At 39.8% G+C, this 15,768-nt stretch carries 7 protein-coding genes, 1 tRNA gene and 1 riboswitch; of the genes, 5 read left to right on the forward strand and 3 right to left on the reverse strand.

The window, feature by feature from the left end; all coding sequences use genetic code 11:
• Positions 1-147: 147 nt before the first annotated feature.
• Both HT717_RS01200 and HT717_RS01205 read left to right on the forward strand, forming a co-directional pair.
• Entirely contained in the window at positions 148-3,474 is a 3,327-nt protein-coding gene (locus HT717_RS01200) for an SIALI-17 repeat-containing surface protein (protein WP_049539744.1), read from the forward strand.
• 434 nt (positions 3,475-3,908) lie between these two features.
• Entirely contained in the window at positions 3,909-10,868 is a 6,960-nt protein-coding gene (locus tag HT717_RS01205) for an SIALI-17 repeat-containing surface protein (protein ID WP_173304178.1), read from the forward strand.
• Between the two features lie 313 nt (positions 10,869-11,181).
• Here HT717_RS01205 and pepT read toward each other — a convergent pair whose 3' ends face one another.
• The gene (pepT, locus tag HT717_RS01210; RefSeq protein ID WP_049539117.1) at positions 11,182-12,402 is read right to left on the reverse strand and encodes a peptidase T; all 1,221 of its coding nucleotides are present in this window, start codon (positions 12,400-12,402) and stop codon (positions 11,182-11,184) included.
• Positions 12,403-12,555: 153 nt separating this feature from the next.
• Here pepT and hemH point away from each other — a divergent pair, with 153 nt between their 5' ends.
• Complete coding sequence (gene hemH, locus HT717_RS01215) at positions 12,556-13,650, forward strand: ferrochelatase (RefSeq protein ID WP_049539118.1); 1,095 nt, start codon at positions 12,556-12,558, stop codon at positions 13,648-13,650.
• A gap of 40 nt (positions 13,651-13,690) precedes the next feature.
• Here the strand turns inward: hemH and mscL are convergent, their stop codons facing one another.
• Together mscL and HT717_RS01225 are read right to left on the reverse strand one after the other, a co-directional pair.
• A complete protein-coding gene (mscL, locus tag HT717_RS01220; protein ID WP_049539119.1) occupies positions 13,691-14,074 on the reverse strand; it encodes a large conductance mechanosensitive channel protein MscL in 384 nt (127 codons plus the stop codon).
• Between the two features lie 83 nt (positions 14,075-14,157).
• A complete protein-coding gene (locus tag HT717_RS01225) occupies positions 14,158-14,589 on the reverse strand; it encodes a GtrA family protein (protein ID WP_049539121.1) in 432 nt (143 codons plus the stop codon).
• Positions 14,590-14,617: 28 nt separating this feature from the next.
• Positions 14,618-14,715, forward strand: a riboswitch (PreQ1 riboswitch).
• Here HT717_RS01225 and HT717_RS01230 point away from each other — a divergent pair.
• Both HT717_RS01230 and HT717_RS01235 read left to right on the forward strand, forming a co-directional pair.
• Positions 14,713-15,222 carry a QueT transporter family protein gene (locus HT717_RS01230; RefSeq protein WP_000737313.1) on the forward strand — a complete coding sequence of 170 codons (510 nt, stop codon included), beginning with the start codon at positions 14,713-14,715 and terminating at the stop codon, positions 15,220-15,222. Its footprint overlaps the riboswitch before it by 3 nt.
• A gap of 99 nt (positions 15,223-15,321) precedes the next feature.
• Positions 15,322-15,394, forward strand: a tRNA-Thr gene (locus HT717_RS01235).
• The last annotated feature ends 374 nt before the right edge of the window (positions 15,395-15,768 follow it).

A 15,768-nucleotide genomic window follows, 5' to 3' on the forward strand; every position in this document is an offset into this window, starting at 1 on the left:
TTACGCTATGCAAGATTGTTTAAATTAAAAATAATGGAAATTCCCATTAAATAGTTTAGTTTCTTTTGGAATTGCCTAGTCCTAGTGGCTAAAAATTTTAAGTCAAAAAGAAAGCGCTTTACCTAATTAGAAAATGAGAGGGAAAATATGAATCAGAGACATTTTGATAGAAAACAACGATACGGAATTCGAAAATTTGCAGTAGGGGCAGCTTCAGTAGTGATTGGAGCGGTTGTTTTTGGTGCTACACCTGCTTTGGCTCAAGAGGCACCATCAACGAGTGGTGAAACAGCAGGGCAATCTTTGCCAGAATTGCCTAAGGAAGTAGAGACAGGAAATCTGACGAATCTCGATAAGGAACTCGCAGACAAATTGGCAACAGCAACGGATAAGGGAACTGAAGTGAGCCATGAAGACTTGCAAGCAAATCCAGGGTCTGAAAAACCAGCAGAAGCATCAAACGAAAATCCAGCTACAGAGAGTGAAGACAAAGAAGAAGTTGGAAACATTCCGCGTGATTTTTATGCCAGAGAGTTGGAAAATGTCAATACTGTTATAGAGAAAGAAGATGTTGAAACCAATCCTTCAAACGGGCAAAGAGTTGATATGAAGGAGGAGTTCGACAAGCTTAAAAAACTTCAAAATGCGACCATTCATATGGAGTTTAAGCCAGATGCATCTGCTCCACGTTTTTACAACCTTTTTTCAGTTTCTAGTGATACCAAAGTAAATGAATACTTCACCATGGCCATTCTTGATAACACAGCTATCATTGAAGGTCGGGATGCTAATGGGAACCAATTTTATGGTGATTATAAAAACGCTCCTTTGAAGATTAAACCAGGTCAGTGGAATTCTGTAACCTTTACAGTTGAAAGACCCAATGCAGACCAACCAAATGGTAAGGTGCGCCTCTACGTAAATGGTGTCTTGTCACGTACAAGTCCTCAATCTGGTCGTTTCATCCAAGATATGCCAGATGTCAATCATGTGCAAATCGGTACAACCAAACGTACAGGCAAAAACTTCTGGGGCGCTAATCTTAAAGTCCGTAATCTAACGGTTTATGATCGTACCCTTTCACCAGAAGAAGTAAAAAAACGTAGTCAGCTCTTTGAAAGAGGAGAGTTGGAGAAGAAGCTTCCTGAAGGAGCAGAAGTTACTGATAAACTGGATGTTTTTGAAGGTGGTGAGAACCGCAAGCCAAATAAAGATGGTATTGCAAGCTATCGTATTCCAGCCCTGCTGAAAACGGATAAGGGAACCTTGATTGCTGGTGCAGATGAGAGACGCTTGCATCACTCTGACTGGGGCGATATCGGTATGGTTGTTCGTCGTAGTGATGATAAGGGCAAAACATGGGGAGATAGAATCGTCATCTCAAATCCTCGTGATAATGAGAATGCCAGAAGAGCTCATGCGGGATCACCAGTCAATATCGACATGGCCCTAGTTCAAGATCCGAAAACTAAGCGAATCTTCTCTATTTTTGATATGTTTGTAGAAGGTGAAGCGGTTAGAGATTTGCCAGGAAAAGCATCGCAAGCCTATGAGCAAATTGGGGATAAGGTTTACCAAGTTCTGTATAAAAAAGGTGAAGCAGGACATTATACAATTCGTGAAAATGGTGAGGTTTTTGACCCTGAAAATAGAAAGACAGAATACCGTGTTGTAGTTGATCCTAAGAAACCAGCCTATAGTGATAAGGGTGATTTGTATAAAGGTGAAGAACTGATTGGTAATGTCTACTTCGATTATAGCGACAAGAATATCTTTAGAGTTTCAAATACCAATTATCTCTGGATGTCTTATAGTGATGACGATGGAAAAACTTGGTCTGCACCAAAAGATATTACATATGGTATTCGTAAGGACTGGATGCATTTCTTAGGTACTGGGCCTGGTACAGGTATTGCCTTGCACTCAGGACCTCATAAAGGACGTCTTGTTATCCCTGCCTACACTACAAATAATGTATCCTACCTAGGTGGTTCTCAGTCTTCGCGCGTCATTTACTCAGATGATCATGGTGAAACTTGGCATGCAGGTGAGGCAGTCAATGATAATCGTCCAATAGGTAATCAAACAATTCACTCTTCAACTATGAATAATCCAGGTGCTCAAAATACGGAGTCAACCGTTGTGCAATTGAATAATGGAGATCTCAAACTCTTCATGCGCGGATTGACAGGTGATCTTCAAGTTGCTACAAGTAAAGATGGTGGAGCAACTTGGGAAAAAGATGTGAAGCGCTATGCGGATGTCAAAGATGTCTATGTTCAAATGTCAGCTATTCATACTGTGCAAGAAGGTAAGGAATATATTATCCTCAGTAATGCAGGTGGACCTGGACGATACAATGGTTTGGTGCACGTAGCACGTGTGGAAGCGAATGGGGATCTAACTTGGATCAAGCACAATCCAATTCAAAGTGGTAAATTTGCTTATAACTCCTTGCAAGATCTTGGAAATGGTGAATTTGGTTTGCTTTATGAGCATGCAACTGCCACTCAAAATGAATATACCTTGTCTTATAAGAAATTCAACTGGGATTTTTTAAGTAAGGATGGGATTGCTCCAACGAAAGCAACTGTGAAAAATGCTGTAGAGATGAGCAAAAATGTCATCGCTTTAGAATTCGATTCTGAAGTTTTGGTGAATCAGCCACCAGTTCTTAAATTGGCAAATGGAAATTTTGCGACCTTCTTGACTCAGTACGATTCAAAAACATTGCTATTTGCAGCTAGCAAGGAAGATATTGGTCAGGAAATTACAGAAATCATTGATGGTGCAATTGAGAGCATGCATAATTTGCCTGTAAGTCTTGAAGGTGCAGGAGTTCCTGGTGGAAAAAATGGTGCAAAAGCAACAATCCATGAAGTTCCAGAGTTCACAGGTGCAGTCAATGGTGAAGGTACAGTTCATGAGGATCCAGCCTTTGAAGGTGGCATCAACGGTGAGGAAGCAGCCGTTCATGATGTGCCAGACTTCTCAGGTGGTGTGAACGGCGAAGTAGCCGCTATTCATGAAGTTCCAGAGTTCACAGGTGGTATCAACGGCGAAGAAGCCGCTAAATTAGAACTTCCATCCTATGAAGGTGGCGCTAATGCGGTAGAAGCAGCTAAGTCAGAACTTCCATCCTATGAAGGTGGCGCTAATGCGGTAGAAGCCGCTAAATTAGAACTTCCATCCTATGAAGGTGGATCCGATGAAGTACAGCCTGCTAGTTCGAATTTACCAACTCTTGCGGATAGTGTAAACAAGGCTGAAGCAGCAGTGCATAAGGGGACAGGATATAAGGCTGCCCCGTCTACTGCAGTGCAGGCTATGGCGCAAGAACATACTTATCAAGCACCTGCGGCGCAGCAGCATCTCCTACCTAAAACAGGAAGTGAAGATAAGTCCAGTCTTGCAATTGTAGGATTTGTAGGGATGTTTCTCGGCTTGTTGATGATAGGGAAAAAGGGAGAATAATAGAGAAGTTGAGAACTTAAATTTTAAAAAATAAAAAGAGGTAATGGAAATAAAATTAGGTACCGACTTTTGAAGGTTAGATTTTTTCTGTCTAATCTTTTAGGTACACATCCTACCTCTTTTTATATTAATGTAACTTTATACCCATCTGTCCTTAGCCATAGATTGTCATAAAAACATGAAGTAAAAAAGTAGTAAAAATAATAAAAAACTTTGTTTTTTTTATTATAATATAGTATACTTATTATAACGAAAGTGGCTAATAGAAGCATTATTTTATCCAAGAGAATGTAAGCGATTTCTCGATGCTTGTAATGGTCTAAATAAAGAATTTATTGGAAGGGGTTTTTGAATAGTACATAAAAATAACAATGTCACCAGTTAAAGCTGGGCTCGGGCAGTAGCTGACTGCTCTAGAAGATTAGGAGTATTTGATGAAACAATATTTTTTAGAAAAAGGTCGAATCTTTAGTATTCGTAAACTGACTGTTGGTGTTGCTTCTGTAGCAGTCGGTCTTACTTTTTTTGCATCTGGGAATGTTGCGGCTAGTGAACTTGTGACAGAACCAAAACTTGAAGTTGACGGTCAATCAAAAGAAGTGGCAGATGTAAAACATGAAAAAGAAGAAGCAGTCAAAGAAGAAGTAACTGAAAAAACAGATCCTACTGCCGAGAAAGCAACAGAGGAAGCTAAAACTGCTGAAGTGGCTGGTGATGTACTCCCTGAAGAAATCCCTGATCGTGCCTATCCTGATACTCCAGTGAAAAAAGTGGATACTGCAGCTATTGTATCAGAACAAGAAAGTCCACAGGTAGAGACTAAGAGCATCTTGAAACCTACGGAAGTAGCTCCAACTGCAGGCGAAAAAGAAAATAGAGCCGTTATCAACGGTGGCCAAGACATTAAACATATCAATTATGAAGGCCAGCCAGCTACCTCAGCTGCTATGGTTTATACAATTTTCAGTTCACCTTTAGCAGGTGGAGGTAGCCAACGTTATCTCAATTCTGGATCTGGAATCTTTGTAGCTCCAAATATTATGTTGACAGTAGCTCATAATTTTTTAGTCAAGGATGCAGATACCAATGCAGGTTCTATTCGTGGTGGTGATACTACTAAGTTTTATTACAATGTAGGTTCAAATACTGCTAAGAACAATTCTTTGCCAACTTCAGGAAATACGGTTTTGTTTAAGGAAAAGGATATTCATTTTTGGAATAAAGAAAAGTTTGGTGAAGGAATTAAGAATGATCTAGCTTTAGTAGTAGCACCAGTTCCACTTTCGATTGCAAGTCCAAATAAGGCTGCGACCTTCACTCCTCTAGCAGAACATCGAGAATACAAAGCCGGAGAACCTGTTAGCACAATTGGTTACCCTACAGATTCAAGCTCTCCAGAATTGAAGGAACCAATCGTACCTGGTCAATTGTATAAGGCTGATGGTGTTGTTAAAGGTACTGAAAAATATGATGATAAGGGAACAGTTGGTGTCACTTATCGTTTGACTTCTGTATCAGGTCTTTCAGGTGGTGGAATTATCAACGGTGAAGGAAAAGTTATCGGAATTCACCAACGTGGTACTGTTGATAATGCTAACATTGCTGAAAAAGATCGCTTTGGAGGAGGGCTTGTCCTCTCGCCAGAACAATTGGCATGGGTCAAAGAAATCATTGACAAATACGGTGTTAAAGGTTGGTATCAAGGCGATAACGGCAATCGTTATTACTTCACTCCAGAGGGAGAGATGCTTCGAAATAAGACAGCTGTTATTGGCAAAAATAAATACTCTTTCGATCAAAATGGTATTGCAACGCTTCTTGAAGGTGTTGACTATGGACGAGTTGTTGTAGAACATCTAGACCAAAAAGATAATCCAGTCAAAGAAAACGATACTTTTGTTGAAAAGACGGAAGTTGGAACTCAGTTTGACTATAACTATAAAACAGAAATTGAGAAAACTGACTTCTACAAGAAGAATAAAGAAAAATATGAGATTGTATCGATTGACGGCCAAGCTGTCAACAAGCAACTGAAAGATTCCTGGGGAGATGATTATAGCGTTGTGAGCAAGGCTCCTGCAGGAACTCGTGTCATTAAGGTTGTTTATAAAGTCAATAAAGGTTCCTTCGACCTTCGTTACCGCTTGAAAGGCACAGATCAAGAATTAGCGCCTGCAACTGGTGACAATAACGATGGTAAAGAATACGAAGTTTCCTTTGTTCACAGATTCCAAGCCAAAGAAATTGCAGGCTACCGTGCAGTCAATGCAAGCCAAGAAGCAACAATCCAACATAAAGGAGTGAACCAAGTTATTTTTGAATACGAAAAAATAGAAGATCCAAAACCAGCAACTCCTGCAACTCCAGTAGTGGATCCAAAAGACGAAGAAACAGAAATTGGAAACTATGGACCACTACCAAGTAAGGCTCAATTGGACTACCACAAGGAAGAATTGGCTGCCTTTATCCACTATGGTATGAATACCTACACTAACTCTGAATGGGGGAACGGTAGAGAAAATCCCCAAAACTTTAACCCAACTAATCTTGATACAGACCAGTGGATTAAGACTTTGAAGGATGCAGGATTCAAGCGAACAATCATGGTTGTCAAACACCATGATGGATTTGTAATCTATCCTTCTCAATATACAAAACATACCGTAGCGGCAAGTCCATGGAAAGACGGTAAGGGTGACCTTCTCGAAGAAATCTCTAAATCAGCAACGAAATATGACATGAATATGGGTGTTTACCTATCACCATGGGATGCCAATAACCCTAAATATCATGTTTCAACTGAAAAAGAGTACAACGAATACTACCTCAACCAGCTCAAGGAAATCCTTGGCAATCCTAAATACGGAAATAAGGGTAAATTTATCGAAGTGTGGATGGATGGTGCGCGTGGTAGCGGAGCTCAAAAAGTAACCTACACCTTTGACGAGTGGTTCAAGTACATCAAGAAAGCTGAAGGAGATATCGCTATCTTCTCTGCTCAACCAACAAGCGTCCGTTGGATCGGTAATGAACGTGGTATCGCTGGAGATCCAGTTTGGCATAAGGTTAAGAAAGCTAAGATCACTGACGATGTGAAGAATGAATATCTCAACCATGGAGATCCAGAAGGAGATATGTACTCTGTCGGTGAAGCAGACGTTTCTATCCGTTCAGGTTGGTTCTACCATGACAATCAACAGCCAAAATCAATCAAAGATTTGATGGATATCTACTTCAAATCTGTTGGTCGTGGAACGCCACTTCTCCTCAATATTCCACCAAATAAAGAAGGTAAATTCGCAGATGCAGACGTGGCTCGCTTGAAAGAATTCCGAGCAACCTTGGACCAAATGTATGCAACTGACTTCGCCAAGGGGGCAACTGTAACGGCAAGCTCTACCCGTAAGAATCACTTGTACCAAGCAAGCAACCTAACCGATGGTAAGGATTATACTAGTTGGGCATTGTCAAATGATGCCAAGACAGGTGAATTCACTGTCGATCTTGGTCAAAAGAGACGCTTTGACGTAGTCGAACTCAAAGAAGATATCGCTAAAGGTCAACGTATCTCAGGATTTAAGGTTGAAGTTGAGCTCAATGGTCGCTGGGTTCCATATGGAGAGGGTTCGACTGTTGGTTATCGTCGTCTTGTCCAAGGTCAACCTGTAGAAGCCCAAAAGATTCGTGTGACTATCACGAATTCACAAGCAACTCCTATTTTGACAAACTTCTCTGTTTATAAGACACCAAGTAGTATCGAAAAAACAGATGGCTATCCTCTAGGCTTGGATTACCATTCAAATACAACAGCTGATAAAGCTAATACAACCTGGTATGACGAATCTGAAGGTATCCGTGGTACATCCATGTGGACCAATAAAAAGGATGCTAGCGTAACCTACCGCTTCAATGGAACTAAGGCTTATGTCGTATCTACAGTGGATCCAAACCACGGTGAAATGTCAGTTTACGTGGATGGTCAAAAGGTTGCAGACGTACAAACTAATAATGCAGCTCGTAAACGTAGCCAGATGGTTTATGAAACAGATGACTTGGCTCCAGGTGAACATACCATCAAACTCGTTAACAAAACTGGCAAAGCTATTGCAACTGAAGGTATCTATACACTCAACAATGCTGGTAAGGGTATGTTTGAGTTGAAAGAAACTACCTATGAAGTTCAAAAAGGCCAACCTGTCACTGTAACCATTAAACGTGTTGGTGGTAGCAAAGGAGCTGCAACAGTCCATGTCGTGACTGAACCAGGAACAGGGGTTCACGGTAAGGTTTATAAGGATACAACAGCTGATTTGACCTTCCAAGAAGGTGAAACAGAAAAGACTTTGACAATTCCGACAATTGACTTTACTGAGCAAGCTGATTCAATCTTTGACTTTAAAGTGAAAATGACAAGCGCATCAGATAATGCCTTGCTTGGATTTGCTTCAGAAGCAACTGTTCGAGTAATGAAGGCTGACTTACTTCAAAAAGACCAAGTCAGTCATGATGACCAGGCCAGTCAACTTGATTATAGCCCAGGTTGGCATCATGAAACCAATTCGGCAGGTAAATACCAAAATACTGAGTCTTGGGCCTCCTTTGGTCGTTTGAATGAAGAACAGAAGAAAAATGCTAGCGTAACAGCCTATTTCTATGGAACAGGTCTTGAAATTAAAGGTTTTGTTGATCCTGGACATGGTATCTACAAGGTTACTCTAGATGGTAAAGAACTTGAGTATCAAGATGGTCAAGGAAATGCTACTGATGTCAATGGTAAGAAGTACTTCAGTGGAACAGCAACTACACGTCAAGGTGATCAGACTCTTGTTCGTTTGGATGGACTCGAAGAAGGTTGGCACGCTGTAACCTTGCAATTGGATCCAAAACGAAATGATACCTCTAGAAATATTGGTATTCAAGTTGATAAGTTCATCACTCGTGGAGCAGATAGCGCTCTTTATACCAAAGAAGAATTAGTTCAAGCTATGAAGAACTGGAAGGATGAATTGGCTAAATTTGACCAAACAAGTTTGAAGAATACTCCAGAGGCGCGTCAAGCCTTCAAGTCAAACTTAGATAAATTATCTGAACAACTTTCAGCAAGTCCAGCCAGTGCTCAAGAAATTCTGAAAACAGCCACAGCCTTGCAAGCTATTCTTGATAAGGAAGAAAACTATGGTGTCGAAGCAACACCATCCCAGCCAGAAGAGCCTAGCTATGACAAGGCCATGGCAAGTTTATCAGAGGCTATTCAAAACAAGAGCAAGGAACTAGGCAGCGATAAAGAAGCTAAGAAGAAACTAGTTGAGTTATCAGAACAAGCTCTTACAGCTATCCAAGAAGCTAAGACACAAGATGCAGTAGACAAAGCTTTGCAAGCGGCTCTGACTTCAATCAATCAACTTCAGGCGACTCCGAAAGAGGAAGTAACACCATCCCAGCCAGAAGAGCCTAACTACGACAAGGCCATGGCAAGCTTGGCAGAGGCTATTCAAAACAAGAGCAAGGAACTAGGCAGCGATAAAGAAGCTAAGAAGAAACTAGTTGAGTTATCAGAACAAGCTCTTACAGCTATCCAAGAAGCTAAGACACAAGATGCAGTAGACAAAGCTTTGCAAGCGGCTCTGACTTCAATCAACCAGCTTCAGGCGACTCCGAAAGAGGAGACAAAACCATCCCAGCCAGAAGAGCCTAACTACGACAAGGCTATGGCAAGCTTGGCAGAGGCTATCCAAAACAAGAGCAAGGAACTAGGAAGCGATAAAGAAGCTAAGAAGAAACTAGTTGAATTATCAGAACAAGCACTTACAGCTATCCAAGAAGCTAAGACACAAGATGCAGTAGACAAAGCCTTGCAAGCAGCTCTAACTTCTATTAACCAACTTCAGGTGACTCCAAAAGAGGAACCAAAACCAGAGCAGCCAGCTCAACCAGAAGAGTCTAAGATTGACTACGATAAGGCTATGGCAAGCTTGGCAGAGGCTATTCAAAACAAGAGCAAGGAACTAGGTAGCGATAAAGAAGCTAAGAAGAAACTAGTTGAGTTATCAGAACAGGCACTTACAGCTATCCAAGAAGCCAAGACACAAGATGCAGTAGATAAAGCCTTGCAAGCAGCTCTAACTTCTATCAACCAACTTCAAGCGACTCCGAAAGAGGAAGAAACACCATCCCAGCCAGAAGAGCCTAATTACGACAAGGCTATGGCAAGCTTGGCAGAGGCTATCCAAAACAAGAGTAAGGAACTAGGTAGCGATAAAGAAGCTAAGAAGAAACTAGTTGAGTTATCAGAACAAGCACTTACAGCTATCCAAGAAGCTAAGACACAAGATGCAGTAGACCAAGCCTTACAAGCAGCTCTAACTTCTATCAACCAACTTCAAGCGACTCCGAAAGAGGAAGCAAAACCATCCCAGCCAGAAGAGCCTAACTACGACAAGGCTATGGCAAGCTTGGCAGAGGCTATCCAAAACAAGAGCAAGGAACTAGGTAGCGATAAAGAAGCTAAGAAGCATCTCGTCGAGTTATCAGAACAGGCACTTACAGCTATCCAAGAAGCCAAGACACAAGATGCAGTAGACAAAGCCTTGCAAGCAGCTCTAACTTCTATCAACCAGCTTCAAGCGACTCCGAAAGAGGAAGTGAAATATTCCATAGTTCCAACGGATGGAGATAAGGAACTAGTTCAACCTCAACCAAGTCTTGAAGTAGTAGAAGAAGTAATTAACTTCAAGACAGTTAAACAAGAAGATTCAAGTCTTCCAAAAGGTGAAACTCGAGTGAGTCAGGTAGGTCGTGCAGGTAAGGAACGTATCTTGACTGAAGTAGCACCAGATGGAAGCCGTACTATAAAACTTCGTGAAGTTATTGAAGTTGCGCAAGATGAAATTGTGTTGGTTGGAACTAAGAAAGAAGAATCAGCTAAAATCGTATCAGCTGACCATAAGGTACCAGAATTTACTGGTGGTGTGTCTGATTCTGAAGCAGCTATTCACAACTTACCAGAGTTTACTGGTGGTGTGTCGGGTTCTGAAGCAGCTATTCATAACTTACCAGAGTTTACTGGTAGTATGACTGGTTCTGAAGGAGTTACTCATGGAGTTTCGAACGTTGAGGAAGGAGTTCCTAGTGGAGAAGCTGCAAGTCATCAAGAATCAGGATTTACTAGTGATGTAACTGCCTCTGAAAAAACTATGAATCAAATCGTAGATAAAAATGATGATAAGTCATATGTAGTTCCGCCTATGTTAGAAGATAAGACTTATCAGGCACCTGCAAATCGTCAAGAAGTTCTACCTAAAACAGGAAGTGAAGATGGTTCTGCTTTTGCATCTGTAGGAATTATGGGCATGTTCTTAGGAATGATTGGAATGGTCAAAAGAAAAAAAGACTAATTAATGTAAAATGCCCTTAAATAGTGTATTCGAATTGGATGCAAGAAGGTTGTAACAATTAGTTTTAGATTGTTTTCCTTGTATTAAGTGAAATACAATCAAGTAGACGAGAAAATTGGGAGATAACTAAAGGGGCAGGGAAAGATGTCACTTTTAATACTTAATGAAAATCAAAGAGCAAACTAGGATACTAGCCGCAGGCTGTACTTGAGTACAGCAAGACGATGTTGACGTGGTTTGACGAGATTTTCGACGAGTATAAAATACTAAAACCGAGCATTTCCGTAGTTGGATATGCTCGGTTTTTTATCAATTATTTATAAGCTACGATACCAATGATGGTATCAACTGCACGTTCCATAGTCTGAAGGCTAACATATTCAAAACGTCCATGCATGTTTTCGCCACCAGCAAAGATATTTGGAGTTGGGATTCCCATAAAGGAAATTTTAGAGCCGTCTGTCCCGCCGCGAATTGGTTCAATAATAGGTGTGATACCTAAATCTTCCATAACGGCCTTAGCAATGGTAATTGGAGTCATATCTTTTTCAATGACTTCTTTCATATTGTAGTACTGGTCTGTCAAGTTTAGTGTGACACGGTCGCTACCAAGTTCTTGATTCATTTTATCAGCGATAGAATGCATGGCTGCTTTACGCGCTTCAAAGGCATCTTTTTCAAAATCACGAATGATGTAGCTAGCACGCGCTTCCTCGACACTACCTGTCACATCCATAAGATGATAGAACCCTTGGTAACCTTCAGTTAACTCAGGTCTGTCATTCTCTGGAAGTTGATTGTGAAAATCAATTGCTAGCTGAAGAGCATTTACCATCTGTCCCTTTGCAGTACCAGGGTGGACATTACGACCTTGGAAATGCAATTCAGCACCAGCTGCTGAGAAGGTCTCGTACTGAAGCTCACCTAGTGGTCCTCCATCAACAGTGTAGGCAAAATCAACATCAAAATCTTCTGCATCAAATTTATTAGCACCAACACCGATTTCCTCATCTGGACCAAAACCAACACGAATCTCACAGTGTTTGATTTCAGGATGGGCAGTCAGATATTCAATGGCAGTCATAATCTCAGCAATTCCTGACTTGTCATCGGCACCTAGCAAGGTTGTTCCATCTGTTGTGATGAGCGTTTGTCCTGGATATTTCTCAAGACTCTTGAAGTCAGCTGGATCTAGTTTGAAACCAGAGTTTCCAAGTTCAATCACACCACCATCGTAGTTTTCAATTACCTGTGGATTGACTCCTTCGGCATTAAAATCAGCAGTATCCATGTGGGAGATGAAGCCAATTTTACGTGTTAAAGATGGATCATTGGCTGGCAAAGTCCCAATTGCAAAACCATTTGGTAGATAATAAACATTTTGTAATCCAACACGTTTCATTTCAGGAATTAGGACATTTGTCGCAAAGTCAACCTGACTCTGTGTACTTGGAGTAGTAGTAGAGTGTTCATCAGAGCGCGTGTTGACCTTAACGTAGGTTAAGAAGCGGTCCAAGAGATTGGGGTAAGTCATAAAAAACTCCTTTTGAATTCATTTTTTCCATTGTATCATAGAAAGAAGATAAAAACAAAAGACAGAAGTTAGGGAAATTCTCTATGTTAGCGTTTACTTATCAGTGGATTCATGATAAAATAAATTTGATAAAAACATCACAAGGAAGCAGTTATGAAAAAAGCAATTTTAATGATGACTTTCGGTTCGCCAGAAGAGATTACCTTTGAAGGTGTAGCTGATTTTTTCACAAATATTCGTCGTGGAGTGAGACCTCAAGACCACGAGATTCAAACACTCTATGATAATTATGTACTTATTGGAGGTACGCCTCTACAAAGAATCACCCGTGAAGAAGTTGCCTTAGTAGAAGCTAGACTGGGGAATGAGTATAGTGTCTATTTTGCCAATAAATTTTCCAAACCTTTTATTCCAGATGTGATTGGTCAGATGGAATCAGATGGAATCGAGCAGTGTATTTGCTTGATTTTGGAGCCCCATTATTCTTTTTACTCTGTCATGGGTTATGAGAAATTTTTAGAAAGCAAGCAAATTCAATTTTTGATCATTAAGGACTGGTATCAAGAAGAGGCCTTGCTAAACTATTGGGCAGATGAAATTGCTAATATTTTAAAAGAAGAAGTAAAGCAGGATAGCTTTAAAGTAATCTTTTCAGCCCATAGTGTGCCCATTTTTGCCTTGGATTTTGGTGACCCCTATATCGACCAAATTTTTGAAAATAGCAAGCTAGTCGCTGAAAAACTAGGCTTGACTTCAGAACAATATACTAACACCTGGCAGAGTGAGAGCGATATCGGTATTCCATGGATTAAACCAGATGTTTTGGAGTATCTCAGAGAACAGACAGAACATCCAGACCATTATATTTTTGTTCCTATCAGCTTCATTAGTGAGCATATTGAAGTCTTGTTTGATAATGATGTGGAATGTTATGACTTGTGTCAAGAATTGGGTGTGACCTACCATCGACCACCAATGCCCAATACGGATTCTCGTTTGATTGATGCCTTGGTTAATACAGTCAGAGCTAATGAACATCAAGAGTTTAAGGAATTTCTCCCAGAAGAAGAAACCTTTGATGAATTAGTCCCTTCGGATGAAACTAAAAATATTTTAGATGAATCACAAGACTTACAAATGCCAGAATTTGTTAAAAAATTGATTGAGAAAAAAGGTCGAGAAAATGTTAAGATGCCTTATCTTATCAAGAAAATGCTTGAAAAAGCAGGTAAATTACCAAAAGAGTAAAGAAAAAGGATTTAGCTTTGCGCTAAATCCTTTTAATCGATTATTTTTTCTCAAGAAGAGCTTTGATTTCTTGAAGTACTTCCAACTCAGTTGGACCAGCTGGAGCTTCCTCTTCAACAACTTCTTCTTTTTTAGTAAGGCTTTGAGCTTTTTCCATAGCTTTAATAACAAAGAAGAGAACAGTACCTACAACAAGGAAGTTGATAATAGCACTTAAGAATTTACCATATGTAACACCATTCCATGCAAGCTCAGCGATATTTTTTACTTTCGCAGCTTCCAAGGCTGGATTCAATAGAAGTGGAGTGATGATATCGTTAACGAATGAAGTTACGATTGCACCAAAAGCAGAGGCAATGATCACACCGACAGCAAGGTCTACGACATTACCGCGGAGCAAAAATGCTTTAAGATCTTTTAACATTTTCATAATTCCTTTACAAAATTTTTACTCTTTATTATATATTAATTAAGAAATGCTTGCAAGCTATATGCTTAAATTTTTTCTTATTTTTTAAAAATAAATACCTTACTAAAAATGTAATTAAGAATAATTATAAAAAATTGTGCAAGAACTGTTTCAATTGCATTTATCTTATCAAGATTTTCATTTACAAATTGCCCTATGATATGAGGGAATTGAGTCACAAACAGAAAAGTAAAGAGCAAATCTAACAGAAAAGTAGAAAGGCGAGCAAGAGAAAATTTCAATAAACGGATAAGTCGATTCTTCCTTGTTTGCTTAAACACGATTGTATCATTTGTGATAAAGGCAAAGAGGATACCGATTATATTTGCCAAGGTCGTAGCAAGGAGCTCCTGATGACTTAGTTGATAAATGACTAATCGGGATAAGATGGAAACAAGAGTAGTTGCTATTCCAAAAAAAAGATAGGCTAAGAGCTCATTCATGAATAGACTTTGAATGCGTTTTTTCATGCTTTTAGTATAGCATAAAGCAGGCTATTGTGCTATACTAGTAAGGTTGAATGAATCAACCCTTGGTGCTTAGCTTCTTTCACCAAGCATATTTTACGTGGACAACCCGCCAAAGGAGAAAAGATGAAAAAATTAACTGTTCGTGATGTAGCAGATATTGCAATCGTTGCAGCTATCTATGTCGTTTTAACTGTCACACCACCCCTAAATGCCATTAGCTACGGTGCTTATCAGTTCCGTATTTCAGAAATGATGAACTTTATGGCTTTTTACAATCCTAAGTACATCATCGGAGTTACTATAGGTTGTATGATTGCTAATTTCTTTAGCTTCGGACTGCTAGATGTCTTTGTTGGTGGTGGCTCAACCCTGGTATTCCTCAGTCTAGGTGTTTGGCTTTTTGCAAAATACAGCAAAGATTACCTTTTTAACGGATTGATTCGAAAAGATCATTTCTTCTTTTCAATCCTCTTTTCAATTTCCATGTTTACTATCGCTGCAGAGTTGAATATTGTAGCTCAATTACCATTTTTCCTCACTTGGTTTACAACAGGAGTTGGTGAATTTGCTTCATTGATTATTGGAGCGATTATCATTGGTAAAATTGGTCGTCGAATCGATTTAAGCAAATAGAACAGGATAAGCTAGGTAGCCTTTGCCTGGCTTTTTCTTATGGAAAATTTCTTAGGAAACTTGACAAGATTTTCTAACTGTAGTATACTTTTTAAGTAAGCTGATTTAGCTCAGTTGGCAGAGCGCATCCATGGTAAGGATGAGGTCGCCGGTTCAATCCCGGCAATTAGCATAATATTTACAGGGAGACTCTTGAACACAAGAGTTTTTTCTTATGCCCGCGAGAAAAAATTCTGGCTTTTGTATAATAAAAGTCATCCTGCAAAAATTTCTTATTGACAAAACCACTTATTTCTAGTAATATAATAGACGCGATGAGTCGATAGGTAGTCTTCGGGCTACTATTGAGCATAAGGAGGTCATAACGCAGGAGCGGACCTTGATGAGTTGTGTGAACCTGCTCATCACATGAAGATGCCTCTTAGTCCCTAGTCTAGCGACTGGGGATTTTTATTTTCCAAAAAATGATGAAAAAGCTTTGCAATTCATGGAAAAAGTAGTATAATACATCTATTATAGAAATTTTTAGAAAATTCCGAAAGAGGT

Source organism: Streptococcus sp. 959, assembly GCF_013277075.1.
Lineage (GTDB): Bacteria > Bacillota > Bacilli > Lactobacillales > Streptococcaceae > Streptococcus > Streptococcus pseudopneumoniae_C.